At 61.3% G+C, this 18,394-nt stretch carries 13 protein-coding genes; all 13 read left to right on the top strand.

Annotation, left to right across the window (positions count from 1 at the left end; genetic code table 11):
- Positions 1-114: 114 nt before the first annotated feature.
- The 13 genes from PSH69_RS14125 to PSH69_RS14065 all read left to right on the top strand — a co-directional run bounded on the left by PSH69_RS14125 (position 115) and on the right by PSH69_RS14065 (position 18,289).
- Complete coding sequence (locus PSH69_RS14125; RefSeq protein ID WP_305412591.1) at positions 115-1,110, top strand: aldo/keto reductase; 996 nt, start codon at positions 115-117, stop codon at positions 1,108-1,110.
- A gap of 333 nt (positions 1,111-1,443) precedes the next feature.
- Positions 1,444-1,890, top strand: a complete 447-nt coding sequence (locus PSH69_RS14120) for a DUF411 domain-containing protein (protein ID WP_305412590.1) — start codon at positions 1,444-1,446, stop codon at positions 1,888-1,890.
- Positions 1,890-2,324: a YqaA family protein gene (locus PSH69_RS14115; RefSeq protein WP_305412589.1), complete on the top strand. Its 435-nt coding sequence runs from the start codon at positions 1,890-1,892 to the stop codon at positions 2,322-2,324. The genes PSH69_RS14120 and PSH69_RS14115 overlap by 1 nt, the downstream gene beginning before the upstream one ends.
- Positions 2,325-2,444: 120 nt before the next feature.
- Positions 2,445-3,398, top strand: coding sequence for a D-2-hydroxyacid dehydrogenase family protein (locus tag PSH69_RS14110; protein ID WP_305412588.1), 954 nt, complete (start codon positions 2,445-2,447; stop codon positions 3,396-3,398).
- Positions 3,399-3,968: 570 nt separating this feature from the next.
- Positions 3,969-5,555, top strand: a complete 1,587-nt coding sequence (gene glgA, locus PSH69_RS14105; RefSeq protein WP_305412587.1) for a glycogen synthase GlgA — start codon at positions 3,969-3,971, stop codon at positions 5,553-5,555.
- Positions 5,556-5,568: 13 nt separating this feature from the next.
- Entirely contained in the window at positions 5,569-7,365 is a 1,797-nt protein-coding gene (gene treZ, locus PSH69_RS14100) for a malto-oligosyltrehalose trehalohydrolase (protein WP_305412586.1), read from the top strand.
- The gene (gene malQ, locus PSH69_RS14095; RefSeq protein ID WP_305412585.1) at positions 7,362-9,440 is read left to right on the top strand and encodes a 4-alpha-glucanotransferase; all 2,079 of its coding nucleotides are present in this window, start codon (positions 7,362-7,364) and stop codon (positions 9,438-9,440) included. Before treZ ends, malQ begins: the two co-directional genes overlap by 4 nt.
- Positions 9,437-12,223, top strand: a complete 2,787-nt coding sequence (locus PSH69_RS14090) for a malto-oligosyltrehalose synthase (protein ID WP_305412584.1) — start codon at positions 9,437-9,439, stop codon at positions 12,221-12,223. Before malQ ends, PSH69_RS14090 begins: the two co-directional genes overlap by 4 nt.
- A 21-nt stretch (positions 12,224-12,244) precedes the next feature.
- The gene (locus PSH69_RS14085; RefSeq protein WP_305412583.1) at positions 12,245-12,586 is read left to right on the top strand and encodes a DUF2934 domain-containing protein; all 342 of its coding nucleotides are present in this window, start codon (positions 12,245-12,247) and stop codon (positions 12,584-12,586) included.
- Between the two features lie 93 nt (positions 12,587-12,679).
- Positions 12,680-14,836, top strand: a complete 2,157-nt coding sequence (gene glgX, locus PSH69_RS14080) for a glycogen debranching protein GlgX (RefSeq protein WP_305412581.1) — start codon at positions 12,680-12,682, stop codon at positions 14,834-14,836.
- 265 nt (positions 14,837-15,101) lie between these two features.
- Positions 15,102-15,860 carry a PIG-L deacetylase family protein gene (locus PSH69_RS14075; protein WP_305412580.1) on the top strand — a complete coding sequence of 253 codons (759 nt, stop codon included), beginning with the start codon at positions 15,102-15,104 and terminating at the stop codon, positions 15,858-15,860.
- Between the two features lie 137 nt (positions 15,861-15,997).
- Positions 15,998-16,798 carry an endonuclease/exonuclease/phosphatase family protein gene (locus tag PSH69_RS14070; protein ID WP_305412578.1) on the top strand — a complete coding sequence of 267 codons (801 nt, stop codon included), beginning with the start codon at positions 15,998-16,000 and terminating at the stop codon, positions 16,796-16,798.
- Positions 16,799-17,224: 426 nt separating this feature from the next.
- Positions 17,225-18,289, top strand: a complete 1,065-nt coding sequence (locus tag PSH69_RS14065) for an autotransporter outer membrane beta-barrel domain-containing protein (protein WP_305412576.1) — start codon at positions 17,225-17,227, stop codon at positions 18,287-18,289.
- Positions 18,290-18,394 lie beyond the last annotated feature (105 nt).

Raw genomic sequence — 18,394 nt, 5'->3', positions numbered from 1 at the left:
GTCAGGACTCGATGATTATTTAGAAATTACGAACAGTGATAGCACTTTTAGCCGGTTTATCTTCGTTCTGTCGAGATCGACACTAAGCGCCTACATCCACAGAGAGTTCATTTCATGCAAACACGTCAACTGGGCAAGAACGGACCACAGGTGTCAGCCATCGGTCTGGGCTGCATGGGCATGACCGATTTCTACACCACCGGCGTGGACACCCGCGAAGCCACGGCAACGCTGCATCGCGCGCTGGAGTTGGGGATCAACCTGCTCGACACGGCAGACATGTACGGCCCACACACCAACGAAGAGCTGATCGGCAAGGCGATTGTCGGCAAGCGTGACCAAGTGTTCCTGGCCAGCAAGTTCGGCATTGTCCGCGACCCGTCCAACCCCGGCGCGCGTGGCGTCAACGGTCGCCCGGAATACATTCACGCGGCAATCGACGGCACCCTCAAGCGCCTTGGCGTGGAAACCCTGGATTTGTATTACCAGCACCGCATCGATCCGCAGGTGGCCATCGAGGAAACCGTCGGCGCCATGGCCGAACTGGTGAGGGCCGGCAAGGTGCGTTACCTGGGATTGAGTGAGGCCTCGGTTGACACACTGGAGCGAGCGCACAAGGTTCATCCGATCAGCGCCCTGCAAAGTGAATATTCGCTATGGAGCCGCGATCAGGAAGAGAACGGTTGCCTGACCGCATGCCAGCGCCTGGGCGTGGCCTTTGTACCTTATAGCCCGTTGGGTCGGGGCTTTTTGACCGGGGCACTGAAAAGCCCGGATGACTTCGCCGCCGACGACTACCGTCGCTTCAGCCCGCGTTTCCAAGGGGAAAACTTTGCCAAAAACCTGTTGCTGGTGCAGCAGGTACAAACGCTGGCCGCCGACAAAGGCGTGACAGCCGGCCAATTGGCCCTAGCCTGGGTTTTGGCTCAAGGGGATTACCTGATCCCGATTCCGGGCACCAAACAGCGTAAATACCTGGAAGAAAATGTGGCCGCGCTGGAGGTGAAACTGAGCCGCGAAGAGTTGCAGGCCCTTGAAGCGATATTCCCGGCCAATGCCACCGCTGGCTTGCGCTATCCGGAAGAGGTCATGAAGTTGCTCGACCGGTAGCCGTTGCCTGGCCCGCTCGACAGTTCGAGCGGGCCAACGCAACTGACCACGTCAGGCCCAGGCCTTCACGTCCTTGTCAGTGGGTACTGTTGTCCCGTTGCCCTTGCCGTAGGCTTGCAAATTTTACAGTTCGTAAGTCCCCTGAGCGCCGGTTTTCGACGCTCAGACGGCACACCTGACAATTTTGTCATTCCTCGCTCATTCAGCTGACAGCATTGATCTGTGATGATCTGGCCAGCCGACCTTGTATAACTTAGAAACACTCGCGCAATGCCCAGTCGGATAAAAGAGTCAAAATGCATCTTTTTGGCCGCAACCCGAGACGAGACTCCCATGCGAACCCACCTGCGTCTGGCCGCCCTGAGCGCCCTCTTCATCTCCTCCCTGGCCCAGGCCGCCGACCTGATCCCGATCGAAGTTCACCGCGACGCCAATTGTGGCTGCTGCAAAAAATGGGTCAGCCATCTGGAAGCCAACGGCTTCAAGGTCGAAGACCACGTCGAAGCCGATATGAGCCAGTTCAAGCAACAAAACGGCGTGCCGCCTCGCCTGGCGTCGTGCCACACCGCCTTGATCAACGGCAAGTTCGTCGAAGGCCACGTGCCGGCCGACCAAGTGCTGGCCTTGAGCAAACGTGACGATCTGTTGGGAGTTGCCGCCCCCGGTATGCCGATGGGCTCGCCCGGAATGGAAATGGACGGCATGAGCGACGCCTACCAGGTAATCGGCCTGAAAAAGGACGGCACTGACGTGGTGGTGGCTGACTACCCCGCCCATTGATGCTCGGTGCCTACATCGGGTTGTTTCTCGCGGCGTTCGGCGCCGCGAGCCTGCTGCCCTTGCAGTCCGAAGCAGTGCTGGTGGGGCTGTTGCTCAGCGACCGGTATTGGCTCTGGTCTCTGTTGGCAGTGGCAACGCTGGGCAACGTGCTGGGGTCGCTGCTGAACTGGTGGTTGGGACGCGGCATCGATCGGTTTCGCGAGCGGCGCTGGTTTCCGGTCAGCCCTCGTCATCTTCAACAAGCCCAAATGCATTATCTGCGCTACGGTCATTGGTCCTTGCTGCTGAGCTGGGTACCGATCATCGGCGACCCGCTGACGCTGGTTGCCGGCGTCATGCGTGAACCGCTGGGGCGTTTCCTGATGATCGTGACCCTGGCCAAAGGCGCCCGCTATAGTGTGCTGGCATTGGCCACTCTGGGCTGGATGAGTTGAACGCTGTGGCATGGGGGCTTGCCCCCGTTAGGCAGCGAAGCGGCCCTGGCTGCAGCGTTGTGTTGATGCATGGCAAGAACTTCTACAAAACAAATCCCGTTCGTTGATGAGGTAAGGCTGATGGCGGTGCAGATTGCAGTGATCGATGACTGGCAGGACGTGGCGCGCGAGGTGGTGGACTGGTCAGTGCTGGACAGCATCGGCCAGGTGAGTTTTATCCATGACTACCCGGCCGATAACGAAACCCTGGCCGAGCGTCTGGGCGCATTCGAGGTGATCTGCGTGATGCGCGAGCGCACCCGGTTCGACGAAGACCTGCTGCGCCGCTTGCCCGCCCTCAAACTGTTGGTCACCGGTGGCATGCGTAACGCCGCCCTGGACCTGAAAGCCGCCGCCGCGCTGGGCATCCAGGTCTGCGGCACCGACAGCTACAAACACGCGGCTCCCGAATTGACCTGGGCACTGATCATGGCCGCGACCCGCAACCTGGTGGCCGAAGCCAACGCCTTGCGCGCGGGCCAATGGCAGCAAGGCCTGGGCGGCGACTTGCAGGGCAAGACACTGGCGATCCTCGGCCTGGGCAGCATCGGTCAACGGGTCGCCCGGTTCGGCCAGATGTTCGGCATGCGCGTCATCGCCTGGAGCGAAAACCTCACCGCCGAACGAGCGGCCGAAGTCGACGTGACCTATGTCAGCAAGCAGGAACTGTTCGAGCAGGCCGATGTGCTATCCGTCCATCTGGTGCTCAGCGAGCGCAGTCGCGGGCTGGTGGACGCTCAGGCGCTGGACTGGATGAAACCCACGGCATGGCTGGTCAATACTGCGCGCGGGCCGATTGTCGATGAGTCGGCGCTGATCAAGGCGCTGCAGAAAAAGCGCCTGGCGGGCGCGGCCCTGGACGTGTTCGAGCACGAGCCGCTGCCTCGCCATCATCCCTTCAGAACGCTGGACAATGTGTTGGCCACGCCCCATGTCGGGTACGTCAGCCGACAGAATTACCAGCTGTTTTTTTCGCAGATGATCGAGGACATTCAGGCTTGGGCAGCCGGGGCGCCGATTCGGTTGCTGGGCTGAGACTGCGTTATCGTTCTTCGCGGGCAAACCTCGCCCCCGCATGTGAAATGCATTCCCCTGGGGGAGCGAGGCCTGCCCGCGAAGAGGCCCTCAAATCCACCACACCCCCTAAATTCTGCGCACCGCAATGGTGCAACTCCTATTCCATCGTGCCCAACTATTGTGACTTCGCGGTCCCGATTTGACCCATCCAAAAAAACAAACCTGCCCTTCGTCGGTGCGTTCCCCCATAAAGCCCGTGTGTTTTGTACCCTCCCTCAACCGATTGTCGAACAATTTGTCCGGTTGACCACCCCCCCTCTAGGTTCTGGCCTAGACTGTTTTCGGGGAATAAAACCGACTGGTCATTCGGTGAAATAAATAGAAACTTTTCGTATTGGCTTCAGGTCAGCTGAAAGGTAGGGCACAGCGACTGGTGCATTCCTTGCAACAGCCACTTCACCCATTGAGCTTCAGCGCATGGGCAGCACTTGCTCACCGATGCGTAGCGCGTTTGCGCCCGGCCACAGGAATTGGCCAACACCGTTTGTGCCAGGTTTGGAATCAGATCAACAACACGGGGAGATGCATATGATCAATACGGCGTTAGATGTTCAGGGAGAACGTGCTCATCAACAGGTCGGCGAAGCCAGCACCGTGGGAGCCCTTAAAGCCAAATCGGTCAGCATCCCGGTCACCAAGGCGTTGGCACCGGTAGTCCGTCAGAATCCCAACAAGAAAAAAGTGTTGTTCGTCACCTCGGAGATTGCCGATCTGGTGAAGACCGGCGGCCTGGGCGACGTTTCCGCCGCCCTGCCGCGGGCCATGGCGCATCTGCACGATGTGCGTGTGCTGATCCCCGGTTATCCGCAAGTGATGAACAGCGAGAACCCGATTCATATCATTGGTGAACTGGGCGGGCACGCGGCGTTGCCGCCCTGCAAGATCGGGCGCATGGACATGCCCGACGGCCTGGTCATTTACGTGTTGATCTGCCCTGAACTGTACGAGCGCGAAGGTTCACCCTACGGCGCCAACAACGGCCGCGACTGGCCGGACAACCATATTCGTTTCGCCCGCCTGGGCCTCGCGGCCGCCGATATCGCGGCCAACCTCGCTCAAATTCACTGGTGCCCGGATCTGGTGCACGCCCACGACTGGCCCGCCGGTCTGGCCCCTGCCTATATGCACTGGCGCGGTCAACGCACCCCGACCCTGTTCACCATCCACAACCTGGCCTACCAGGGCGTCACCAGCCTCGGCTCGTGCCCGGAACTCGGTATTCCCATGCATGCCTTGCAACAGGAAGGCATGGAGTTTTACGGCAAGATGTCGTTCCTCAAGGCCGGCATGGCCTATTCGAGCCACATCACCACCGTCAGCGCCACCTATGCCCAGGAAATCACCACGCCGGCCTTCGGCTGCGGCCTCGACGGTTTTCTCGCCGCCAAGACCCAGCAAGGTCTGCTCAGCGGGATTCCCAATGGCATCGATGAAAGCTGGGACGCAGCTACCGATCCGCACCTGTTCCACCCGTTCGGCATCGGCGACTGGGACGGCAAAGCGGTCAACGCGGCGCACGTTCGCCGGTTGTTCGGCCTGGATGATTCCGAAGGCCCGCTGTTCGCCGTGGTCTCGCGGCTTGTCTACCAGAAAGGCCTGGACCTGACCGAAGCGGTGGCCGAATACATTGTCGCCAATGGCGGCCAGATTGCGATCATCGGCCGCGGCGAACCGGAAGAAGAACAAGCCATGCGTGAGCTGGCGTTGCGCTTCCCCGGGCAAATCGGCGTGCACATCGGTTTCAATGAAACCGACGCCCGCCGGATGTTTGCCGGCAGTGATTTCCTGCTGATGCCTTCGCGTTACGAACCTTGCGGCCTGAGCCAGATGTACGCCCAGCGCTTCGGCTCATTGCCGGTGGCGCGCAATACCGGCGGCCTGGCCGACACCATTGAAAACGGCGTGACCGGTTTTCTTTTCGACGAATCCACCGTGGAGAGCTATCGCGAAGCCCTGAGCCGCGCGTTCAAGGTGTTCGCCTTCCCCGGCCTGCTCAACGCCATGCGTTGCCGGGCCATGGCGGCGCCTTTCAACTGGTGCAAGGCGGTCGAACCCTACGCCGAACTCTACGAACAACTGGTGGCTAAAGCGCTGGGTAAATCGGGCAAACAGTAAGAGGTTTTCAACGATGCCGTTACGGACTCTTGAAACCTGGCCCCACGGCGCAATCATGCTGGACGCTGAACACACGCGTTTTGCCTTGTGGGCGCCAGATGCGTTTTACGTCAGTCTTGAACTGGAAAACGGACAATCCCTGCCGCTGCTGCCTCAGGCCGACGGCTGGTTTGTGATCAAGACCCGCTGTCCCGCGGGTACCCGCTACCGCTACAACATCGATGGCGAGCTGGACGTACCGGACCCGGCCTCCCGCACCCAGGCGGGCGATATCGGCGACCCCAGTGTGGTGGTCGACCCCCTCGCCTATCACTGGCAACACAGTGCCTGGCTAGGTCGGCCATGGAACGAGGCGGTGATCTACGAACTGCATGTCGGTGCGCTCGGCGGTTTCAGCGAGGTCGAGCAGCATCTGGCGCGCTTGGTCGAGTTGGGGATTACCGCCATCGAACTGATGCCGTTGGCGCAGTTTCCCGGCGAGCGCAATTGGGGCTATGACGGGGTTCTGCCTTACGCACCGCAGGCCTCCTACGGTTCGCCCGAACAACTCAAACACCTGATCGACACGGCCCACGGCTATGGTCTGGCGGTGATTCTCGACGTGGTCTACAACCACTTCGGCCCGGACGGCAATTACCTGCATCGCTACGCCAAAGGCTTTTTCCGCGAAGATAAACACACCCCGTGGGGCGCAGCCATCGACTTCCGCCGGCGCGAGGTGCGTGACTTCTTTATCGACAATGCGCTGATGTGGTTACTGGAATACCGCTTCGACGGCCTGCGTCTGGATGCCGTGCACGCCATCGAAGACCCGGACTTCCTTCAAGAGCTGGCGCAACGGGTCCGCCGGCAAATCGATCCGGCGCGGCACGTGTGGCTGATGGCGGAAAACGAGCACAACCAGGCCAGCCTGCTGGAGCAAGGTTTCGACGCGCAGTGGAACGACGACGGCCATAACGCCCTGCACGTTTTGCTTACCGGTGAAACCGATGCCTATTACGCCGACTATGCCCAAAACCCCACCGAACAACTCGCCCGTTGCCTGAGCCAGGGCTTCGTGTTTCAAGGCCATATCACCCGCCACGGTACGCCGCGCGGTGAGCCGAGCGGTCACTTGCCGCCGACGGCCTTCGTGCTTTTTTTGCAGAACCACGACCAGATCGGCAACCGCGCCTTTGGTGAGCGCTTGCATCAACTGGCCCGGCCTGAGGCCCTCTGTGCCGCCACCGTGTTACTGCTGTTGTCGCCGATGATTCCGCTGATGTTCATGGGCGATGAGTTCGCCGCCGAACAACCGTTCCTGTTCTTCACCAGCCACCATGGTGAGCTGGCGGAATTGGTGCGCGAAGGTCGACGCAATGAATTCGCAGCCTTCAGCGCCTTTGCCGACCCGCACAAACGCGAGCAGATTCCCGACCCGAACGCGATGCAGACTTTCGAAGCGTCGCGGCCGAAGCTGACCGCCACCCGGCAACCGGCCATTCATGAGCTGTATCGTCGACTGCTGCAAATCCGCCATCAACACATCATCCCGCAGTTGCCCGGCGCCCACGCGCTGGGGGCGCAGGTACTGGCCGAGGGCGCGGTGTCGGCACGCTGGCGGCTGGGCGATGGCAGTCAGTTGCGCATTGACCTGAACCTCAGCGACGCACCCGTGGTCCACTCCCCACAGGCCGACGCGACACTGCTGTTCGAATACCCGCCGCACTCGGCCGGTCTGTTGGATCAGGGCACCCTTGCCCCGTATTGCGCGCTCGTCAGCCTCACAGCCGCAGCCCCTTTGCTACCCCCGGATGGAGAGCGACCATGAGCGATGCGCAACTGGAAATACTGGCCAGCCAAGCCGGCCTGGCCGTCGACTGGATCGACGCCAATGGCCGGCCACAGAAAGTTACCCCGGCGGTGCTGCGTTCAGTGCTGGCCGGGCTTGGCCATCCCGCCAGCACCGCCCAGGAAATCGACGCCAGCCTGCTGCAACTGCAGGAGGCACAGCAAACCCGGCACCTGCCGCCCCTGCTGACCTGCGACGTTGGTGTCGGTCTTGATCTGGCCCACTACTTTGCACCGCAAACCCCGTGTGAGATCCATCTCGAAGACGGCTCGCGGCTCAACCTCAAGCTCGATGACAACGCTGTTTTGCCCGGTTTGGTGCCGGTGGGTTATCAGCACGTCAGCATCGACGATCAGTCGTTCACCCTGGCGGTGGCGCCCGAGCGCTGCTACAGCGTCGGCGACGCGGTTGACAGTCAAACCCCGCGTACCTGGGGCCTGAGCGTGCAGTTGTATTCGCTGCGCCGGCCCGGCGATGGCGGTTTCGGCGATACCCAGGCGCTTGAGGACCTGGCCCGGGTGGCCGGCGAACGGGGCGCCGAAGCACTAGCGATCAGCCCGCTGCATGCGATGTTCAGCGGCGACACCCAGCGCTACAGCCCTTACTCGCCGTCCAGCCGTTTGTTTCTCAATAGCCTGTACGCGGCGCCCGGTGCAATTCTCGGCGAGCGTGCCCTGCGCACCGCGATCGACGCCACCGACCTTGCCACCGAACTCAAGCACCTCGAGGCATTGCCGCTGATCGACTGGCCCACCGCCGCCGAGGCCAAACATCGCTTGCTGGAAGCCTTGTACGAAGGATTCACCCATGGCGCGCACCCCTTGCATGCCGACTTCAGCAGCTTCCGTCACGCCGGTGGCGAAGCGCTGGAAAATCATTGCCGCTTCGAAGCGATCCAGGAAGCCCGTGCAAGGCGCGGTGAAAGCCTCGACTGGCGCGAATGGCCCGAGCAATGGCGTAACCCGCGCAGCGTCGCTCTGGCGCAATTTGCCGAAGAGAACTCGGCCCGCATCGGCTATTACGCGTTCTGCCAATGGCTGATTGCGCGCAGCCTTGAGCGCGCACAAGCCGCCGCCCGTGGTGCAGGCATGGGCATCGGCCTGATCGCCGACCTGGCGGTGGGCGCTGACGGCGGCGGCAGCCAGGCCTGGAGTCGCCAGGACGAATTACTCGCCTCGCTGACCGTGGGTGCGCCACCCGACATCCTCAACCGCACCGGCCAGGGCTGGGGGATTTCCGCGTTTTCCCCCGAAGGTCTGGTGCGTAACGGCTTTCGCGCGTTCATCGAAATGCTGCGGGCCAATTTCGCCCATGCCGGCGGCCTTCGCATCGATCACGTCATGGGCCTGCAACGGCTGTGGGTGATCCCTAAAGACGCACCGCCCAGCGACGGAGCGTACCTTTATTATCCGGTGGATGATCTGCTGCGCCTTCTGACCCTCGAATCCCATCGGCATCAGGCCATCGTCCTCGGCGAAGACCTCGGCACCGTGCCCGATGGCCTGCGCGAAAAACTCATCGCGCGCTCGATCCTCGGCATGCGCGTGCTGTTGTTCGAACAGGACAACGCCCACTTCAAGCCGATTCTCGACTGGCCGGACAACGCCCTGGCCACCACCAGCACCCATGACCTGCCGACGCTCAATGGCTGGTGGCATGGCCGCGACATCGATTGGAGCGCGCACCTGGACCTGGTCGACGCCACGGGTGAAATCGAATGGCGTCAACATCGCGAACGCGAGCGCGAAGGCTTGCGCCGGGTGCTGAGCCAGGACCCGCAAAATTTCCGTGAAGAGTCCCATGAAACCGATCAGGTGCTCGACGCCGCCATCCGCTTCCTCGGGCATACCCGCGCGCCGCTGGTGTTGCTGCCACTGGAGGATGCCCTGGGTATCGAACAGCAGGCCAACCTGCCCGGCACCACCGACACCCACCCCAACTGGTCCCGCCGGCTGCCCGGCAACAGCGAAGCCCTGCTCGATGATCCGGACGCCGCCCGACGCCTGGAACTGCTCGCCTGTGCGCGACTTCAGGCGGCCGAGCGTGACCAATGAATCAACCGCTCAGCCAGCCGCTGCGGGCGACCCTGCGGCTGCAATTTCATAAAGGCTTCACCCTGGATCAGGCGATTGCGCTGGTGCCGTACTTCGCCAGCCTGGGCGTCAGCCATATTTACACCTCACCGCTGCTCGCCGCCCGCGCCGGCTCCATGCACGGCTACGATGTGGTAGACCCGACCACGGTCAACCCTGAACTGGGCGGCGAAGCGGCGTTACGCCGTTTGGTCGCTGCGTTGCGCGAACAGAACATGGGGCTGATCCTCGATATCGTTTCCAACCACATGGCCGTCGGCGGTGGCGACAATCCCTGGTGGCTCGACTTGCTGGAATGGGGACGGCTGAGCCCTTACGGCGAGTTCTTCGACATTCAATGGCACTCGCCCGACCCATTGATGGAAGGCCAGTTGCTGCTGCCTTTTCTGGGCAGCGACTACGGCATCGCCCTGCAGGATGGCACCCTGCCCTTGCGTTTCGATGCCCGGCGCGGTGCCTTTCATGTCGAGCACTATGAGCATCACTTCCCGATTTGCCCCACCGACTACGGCGAACTGCTCAAGACCGATGACCGATTGAATGTCGAGCAGGCTGAACGACTCAAATCCCTGGCAGACCGCTTCGACACCTTGAGTTATCAGTCCGACGTGTACAGCCTGGCGATTCCACTGAAAGCCGAGCTGCGGGAACTGGCCAGTGATCCGGCCATTCTGCACGCCATCCAGCACACCCTCGACACTTACGACTCGCTCACTCCCGACGGTTTCCAGCGCCTGCATAACCTGCTGGAGCGCCAGAGTTATCGCCTGGCCAGTTGGCGCACCGCGGCGGACGACATCAACTGGCGGCGCTTTTTCGATATCAATGAACTGGGCGGCCTGCGCGTCGAGCGGCCGGCGGTATTCGAAGCGACCCATGCAAAAATCTTCGAGCTGGTGGCCGAAGGTCTGGTCGACGGACTGCGCATCGACCACATCGACGGCCTCGCCGACCCGCGCGGTTATTGCCGCAAACTGCGGCGCAGGGTCGATCGCCTGGCACCCGGCCGACACCTGCCGATCTACGTCGAAAAGATCCTCGGCGAAGGCGAAACCCTGCACCGCGACTGGTGCGTCGATGGCAGTACCGGTTACGAATTCATGAACCAGTTGTCGCTGCTGCAACACGACCCCGAAGGCGCCCAGACCTTGGGCGAACTCTGGAGCCGGCACAGCGAACGGCCTGCCGATTTCCGCCAGGAAGCACAACTGGCGCGCCAGCAGATTCTCAACGGTTCCCTCGCCGGGGATTTCGAAAGTGTTGCCCACGCCCTGTTGCAAGTGGCCCGGGACGACCTGATGACCCGGGACCTGACCCTCGGCGCGATCCGACGGGCCTTGCAGGAACTGATCGTGCACTTCCCGGTGTACCGCACTTACATCAGCCCGTTGGGTCGCGCGGCCCAGGACGAGGTGTTTTTCCAGCACGCCATGGCCGGTGCCAGGCAAACCCTTGGCGAGGCCGACTGGCCGGTGCTCGATTGCCTGGCCGGCTGGCTCGGTGGCCAACCCTGGCGCAAGCGCCCGGTGGGCCGTCCACGCAAACTGCTCAAGCATGCGTGCGTGCGCTTCCAGCAACTGACCTCACCGACAGCGGCCAAAGCGGTGGAAGACACCGCGCTTTATCGCTCGGCGGTGCTCCTGTCGCGCAACGATGTCGGCTACAACACCGAGCAGTTCAGCGCCCCGGTTGCCGACTTCCATGCCGCCTGCGCCAATCGCCTCGCCGAATTCCCCGACAACCTGCTGGCCACCGCGACCCACGACCACAAACGCGGTGAAGACACCCGCGCGCGGCTGGCGGTGTTGAGCGAGCGCAGCGCCTGGTACGCCGAACAGGTCGAGCACTGGCGAACCCTCGCGGGCGAACTGCGCAGCGACCCCGGCGCGCCCTCGGCGGGCGAGGAGCTGATTCTCTATCAAGCAATCCTCGGCAGTTGGCCACTGGAATTGTGTAGCGACGATCAACCTGCGCTCGAAGACTACGCCAAACGCCTCTGGCAGTGGCAACGCAAAGCCCTGCGCGAAGCCAAGTTGCAAAGCAGCTGGAGCGCATCAAACGAGGCGTATGAACAGGCGACCCAAGGGTTTCTCGAACGCCTGCTGCTGAGCCCCGAAGGTCAGCCATTGCGCGCGGCCATTGATGCAGCCGCTCAACGCATAGCCGTCCCGGGTGCACTGAATGGATTGGCGCAAACCTTGCTGCGAATGACCGTGCCGGGAGTACCGGATCTCTATCAGGGCAGCGAGTTCTGGGACTTCTCGCTGGTCGATCCGGATAACCGCCGGCCGGTGGATTACGTCAGCCGTCAGCAGGCCATGCACCTACCGCTTGACCTGCCCGCTCTGTTGGCGAACTGGCGTGACGGGCGCATCAAGCAAACCCTGATCGCCCGGGCGCTGAACCGGCGTGCCGAGCATGCCGAACTGTTTCAAAAAGGCACTTACCAAGCCCTTGAAGTGATTGGCAGCCAGGCTCACCGGGTACTGGCGTTTGCTCGAGAATGGCAGGGAAAACGGGCAATCGTGACCGTACCGATACGTTGTGCCGGACTGCTGGAAAACAGTGCCGCCCCCCAGATTGACGCGTCGCTGTGGGGCGATACCCGAATCAAATTGCCGTTCACCGCCACCGAAGAAAATCTGAAGGGACTTTTTACCAGCGTCGCAGTCACAAAACACAAGGAGCTGATGGTCGGCGCCGCGCTGGGGGATTTCCCGGTCAATCTCTTTACCCAAACTTGAGTTCAGTTCAGGAGCATTGCGATGAGTACCGACGAAAAACGCATTCGCGAATTTGCCTATCAAATCTGGGAATCCGAAGGAAAACCCGAGGGCCAGGAAGCCCGCCATTGGGAGATGGCCTGCAAACTCGCCAAGGCCGAAGCCCTGGCGCCCGGCAAACCAGCCAAAGCGAGCGGCAGCAAAACCGCAAGCAAGCCCGCGGCCGGCAAGCCCGACGGCAAGCTGGTCAATGCCAAGGGCATCGAAACCAAACCTCGCGCCAAGCCCAAAGCCAAACCCGCTGCCGCTTCGGCGGTGATCCCGCCGGGCGAAAAAACCACCGTGAAAAAGCCGCGCACCGCGCGTAAACCACCCGAGGTCTGACGCTTCACTGTCTTGTCCTGATTGACTTCGTGGCGAGCCCGCTCGCCACCGAGAGCGCATTCGCCCTCGAAAAATACCGTTGCAGGAGCAGCTATGACCAGTCCAAAGAAAACCGCGCCCGAACCTCACGAGGCCTCGCGAATCCGTGAAGGCTTGCCCTTCCCGCCAGGCGCGACCTGGGATGGCCTGGGAGTCAATTTCGCGCTGTTTTCGGCTAACGCGACCAAGGTCGAACTGTGCATCTTCGACGATGCCGGTGAGGTGGAACTGGAGCGTATCGAGCTGCCGGAATACACCGACGAGACCTACCACGGCTACTTGCCCGACGCCCATCCGGGGTTGATCTATGGCTATCGCGTGTACGGGCCATACGACCCGGCCAACGGTCATCGCTTCAACCCGAACAAGCTGCTGATCGACCCCTATGCCAAACAGTTGGTCGGCCAATTGAAATGGTCCGAAGCGTTGTTCGGCTTCACCATCGGCCACCCCGACGCCGACCTCAGTTTCGATGAGCGGGACAGCGCGCCCTTCGTGCCCAAGTGCAAAGTGATCGACCCGGCCCACACCTGGGGCCATGACCATCGAGTCAGCGTGCCATGGGACAAGACGATCATTTATGAGACTCACGTACGCGGTTTCAGCATGCTTCACCCCGCCGTTCCCGAGAACCTGCGCGGCACCTTCGCCGGGTTGATGGTCGACGACGTGCTGGAACACATCCGCAAGCTCGGCGTATCGACCGTGGAGTTGCTGCCGATCCATGCCTTCGTCAACGACCAGCATCTGCTGCACAAAGGCATGACCAATTACTGGGGTTACAACAGCATCGCGTTCTTTGCCCCGGACCCGCGCTACCTGGCCAGCGGCAAGATCGCCGAGTTCAAGGAGATGGTCGCGCACCTGCACGAGGCCAATCTGGAAGTGATCCTCGACGTGGTCTACAACCACACCGCCGAGGGCAACGAACAAGGCCCGACCCTGTCCATGCGCGGCATCGACAACGCCTCTTACTACCGCTTGAGGCCCGACGACAAACGCTACTACATCAACGATTCCGGCACCGGCAACACCCTGGACCTGAGCCACCCGTGCGTGCTGCAAATGGTCACTGACTCGCTGCGTTACTGGGCCACGGAAATGCACGTGGACGGTTTCCGTTTCGACCTGGCAACCATCCTCGGCCGCTACCATGATGGCTTCGACGAACGGCACAGCTTCCTCGTCGCCTGTCGCCAGGACCCGGTGCTGCGTCAGGTGAAATTGATTTCCGAATCCTGGGACTGTGGCCCCGGCGGTTATCAGGTCGGGAACTTCCCGCCGGGCTGGGTCGAATGGAACGACAAATTCCGCGACACCGTGCGCGCATTCTGGAAAGGTGACGACGGCCAGCTCGCCGACTTCGCCAGCCGCATGACCGCCTCCGGAGAGATGTTCAACCAGCGCGGCCGTCGACCGTATGCTTCGCTGAACTTCGTCACCGCCCATGACGGCTTCACCCTCAACGATCTGGTGTCGTACAACGACAAGCACAACGAGGCCAACGACGAGAACAATCAGGACGGCAGCAACAACAACCTGTCGTGGAACCACGGCGTCGAAGGCCCCACCGACGATCCCGAGATCAATGCCCTGCGCCTGCGGCAGATGCGCAACTTCTTCGCCACGCTGCTGCTGTCCCAGGGTACGCCGATGCTGGTGGCCGGCGACGAGTTCGCCCGCACCCAGAAAGGCAACAACAATGCCTATTGCCAGGACAGCGAGATCGGTTGGGTCAATTGGGACATGAGCGAAGACGGCAAGGCGCTGCTCAAGTTCGTCAAACGCCTGATCAAGTTGCGCCTGGCCTATCCAATCCTGCGGCGCGGGCGCTTCCTGGTGGGTAATTACAACGAAGACATCGGCGTCAAGGACGTGACCTGGCTGGCCCCGGACGGCAGCGAAATGTCCAATGAGCAATGGGAAGAAGGCCACGGTCGCTGCATGGGCATACTGCTCGATGGCCGCGCCCAGGAAACCGGCATTCGCCGCAAGGGTGCCGACGCAACCCTGCTGCTGGTGGTCAACGCGCACCATGACATCGTCAACTTCCTGCTGCCGGAAGTGCCTGACGGCGGTTTCTGGACCTGCATGATCGATACCAATCAACCGTCGATTCGAGGCCAGGAACGCTTTGAGTTCGGTCGCGAATATTCGGTCACCGGCCGTTCGCTGCTGCTGTTCGAATTGCAGCATGAGGAAGAAGAGTGAAAGTGATCACCATAATATCTGTAGCAGTTGCCGAGGGACGGTTTCGGTGACTTTTTGCGACCCCCGACACAGCCAGGGTTAAAAAACGGCATCAGACCAAAGGCTGAGGCGACGAATAGCGTTTCATGGGCAATACTCTGACCGCGGCAATCCAGGGTTCGGAGCGCCGCACATTGCTATCTACCCGCCTTCACGGGTCTGCCAGGCTTGCTCCCGCAAGCATTGCGCACGACTGAGGGCCAGACAGAACAAGGACGTAGCGCCTATGAAACCGGTTTCCATCAGCGAAAACAGCTTGCCTGCGCAGATCTGGAACAGCGCGCCGCAACTGGACAACATCCCTGTCATCAACACCGAAACACTGGTCCCGGCCGGAGCTCGCGCGGTGGTGATCGCCCCGCATCCCGGTGATGAAGTGGTGACTTGCGGCGGCCTGCTGCAACTGTTGTGCTCCCTTGGTCATCCTCTGCAACTGATCTCGATTACCGATGGCAGCGCCAGCCATCCGGGGTCGCGACAGTGGTCGGAAAAACGCCTGAGCGTGTTCCGCCCCCAGGAAAGTGTCGAAGCCTTGCGTCGACTCGGCTTGCCGATGCACAGCCTGAAGTGGATTCGCGGCGGCTTCACCGACAACGCTCTGGCCGAGCGAGAGTCTGAATTGACCCAATTCATCGTCCGCTATCTGCGCCCCGGCGATGTGGTGTTCACCACCTGGCGCGAAGACGGCATCGTCGACCACGACGCTGTCGGCCGGGCCAGCGCCAGGGCCGCCGCCCTGGTCGGGGCGACGCTCAACGAAATACCGGTCTGGGCCTGGCACTGGCCGATGCGCGATCACGGGCAGCTTCCTTGGCATCGCGCGCGCAAGCTACGCCTCGACACCTGGACTGTCGCGCGCAAAAGCCACGCCACCTATGCCTACGCCAGCCAGCTCGACGGCGAACCGGCGATCGGCATCGCCCCGCTGCTGCCACGAGTGATTCTGGAACGCATGCGGTTGCCGTATGAAATTGTGTTTGTCTGAATGACTCGAAGAATGTTTTTTTGTGGCGAGGGAGCTTGCTCCCTCGCCACAAAAGCGCCCTTGCCACAAATCACGCTGAACTGCTCGCCCACGCATCAGTCGCATACATACAGCAGCCCTGATTCAGAGGAGTGAACGTGACCCACGATGCCGAACGCCAAACCGTCGAATCAGTGCCATCGAACACGCCCTCGGCGATTCATCGACTCAGAGTGCTGACGGTCAATACTCACAAGGGTTTCACCGCCCTCAACCGACGTTTCATCCTCCCGGAACTGCGCGAAGCGGTACGCAGTACGTCGGCGGACCTGGTGTTTCTGCAGGAAGTGGTCGGTGAGCACGACCGCCATTCTTCCCGTTACAACGACTGGCCACCGACCTCGCAGTACGAATTCCTGGCCGACAGTATGTGGAGCGATTTCGCTTACGGTCGCAACGCGGTCTACCCCGACGGCCATCACGGCAATGCCCTGCTGTCGAAATACCCGATCCGCGAATTTCGCAACCTCGACGTCTCGATCACCGGCCCCGAGCGGCGCGGTTTGCTGCACTGTGTGCTGGATGTGCCGGGCCATGCCGAAGTGCATGCCATTTGCGTGCACCTGAGCCTGCTGGAAAGCCATCGACAACTCCAGCTGCAGTTGCTCTGCCTGTTACTCGAATCGTTGCCAGACGACGCCCCGGTCATCATTGCCGGCGACTTCAACGACTGGCAGTTGCAAGGCAATGCCACCCTCGCCCGACGCGACTACCTGCATGAAGCATTCGAACGCCACCACGGCCGCCCGGCGAAAACGTACCCGGCACGGTTTCCCCTGCTGCGCCTGGACCGCATCTACCTGCGCAATGCCAGCAGTCATGAGCCACGCATACTCGGCTACAAGCCCTGGACGCACCTGTCGGACCATTTGCCGCTGGCGGTGGAGGTGCGCCTGTAAGACCGTCAAGCGACAGGCGCCAAGAACTGCTGCCTGAAGCAGAAAAAATGACAGTAATCACGTCACGGACTTGCTCATGAATTTTGCACTGCTCGTCCGTCACGCAACCGATAGCCCACTAGCCAACACGTCTGGACTGCGCCTTTCAGGATGATTTTTCGCACAAACAACAACTTAGATCAGCGTCAAAAATCAGCCACTTACAGAGTCTAAAATAGCCGTACCACTTATCGGCCATTTTCTTGACGCGGCGCCATCGGTCTTCTTAGCTAGTCCTTACTACCCCCGGAAATCCATCAGGGGCAAGCCTCCAGACACCCGTAAAACGGGCGGGTCGGACCTTGCCTCAATCCATTCGGTCGCCCCTCATTCGGGGTAGGAGAGACGCCACAGCGAGATACGCATGCGATTGCAAGGTAGACCTCCATGAGAACTTCATTCACCCCACAAGAGATAAAAATCACTTTTTGCGTTGTCTCCGGTTCACTCCTGCTGTGCTCATCCATGGAGGTGCGAGCGTCGTCTGCCGAGGACGAAACAATGCCCTGGTACAGCCAGCAACCGCCGACAATTACCTTGCCCTTCGGCTTGGCCACGTATCCCGACCGCTTACGCGTCAACTCCGACTTACCCAGCTCACGTCTGACGATCGAAGAGGCCGCGCCCCTGGCCTGGGACCACGCCTATGGCCCGACGTCGCGGCAGGCCCAAACCGATTATCTGGTCCAGGGCACGATCCCCGGCGCCAGCGAATTCAAAGGCCCGGCGCTTCTGACCGTGCAAAGCAACAGCGGTAGTACCCAACGGGTCGGACTGATCGGCGGCACCGCTCAATTCCAGGGCAACGACAACGGCCTGCTGACCAGTCGCGCCCTCGCAGACCCCAGCCGTGACACGCTCAACCTTCAAGGCCAAAGCCTGGGTGCCTACTGGAGCCTGACCGGGCCGCAAGGCTGGCACGTCGACTTGACGGCCAGCGGCGGCCGGGTCAGCGGTTTTAGCCGCAACGACCAGGGCGTGCGACAAACCACCGAAGGCAGCGCGGTGACAGTGTCGGTGGAAGGTGGTTTCCCTATAGGGCTGAGCGAAAACTGGGTGGTTGAACCCCAGGCGCAGTTGATCAATCAACGCATCACGCTGGATACGCCGTATGCCGGGTCAGGCAACGCCTCGTCAAGCGACCTGACGTCCTGGAGCGGACGGGTCGGTGCACGTTTGAAAGGCAGTTACGATATCAATGGCTTGCCGGTCGAACCCTATGTGCGGACCAACGTGTGGCACACGGTGTACACCGGCAACACCGTGAGCCTGGATCAGGTCGACAAAATCAGCAGCAGCCGCAATTCATCAACGGTGGATGTGGGTCTGGGATTAGTGGCCAGAGTGACGCCTTTGGTCAGCCTGTACGTCAGCGCCGATTACAGCAGCAATGTGGATGACAATGATTTGAATGGGTTGATTGGCAGCTTGGGTGTGCGGATGCGTTGGTGAAGCCTGGCCGATTGATCGTTCCCACGCTCTGCGTGGGAATGCAGCCCGGGACGCTCCGCGTCCCAAGAGCGGACGCAGAGCGTCCATCGAGGCATTCCCACGCGG

Source organism: Pseudomonas sp. FP1740 (assembly GCF_030687165.1).
In the GTDB taxonomy this organism is placed as follows: Bacteria; Pseudomonadota; Gammaproteobacteria; order Pseudomonadales; family Pseudomonadaceae; genus Aquipseudomonas.
Note: the sequence above shows the minus strand (reverse complement) of the source record. Positions and strands in the feature narration are given on the sequence as shown.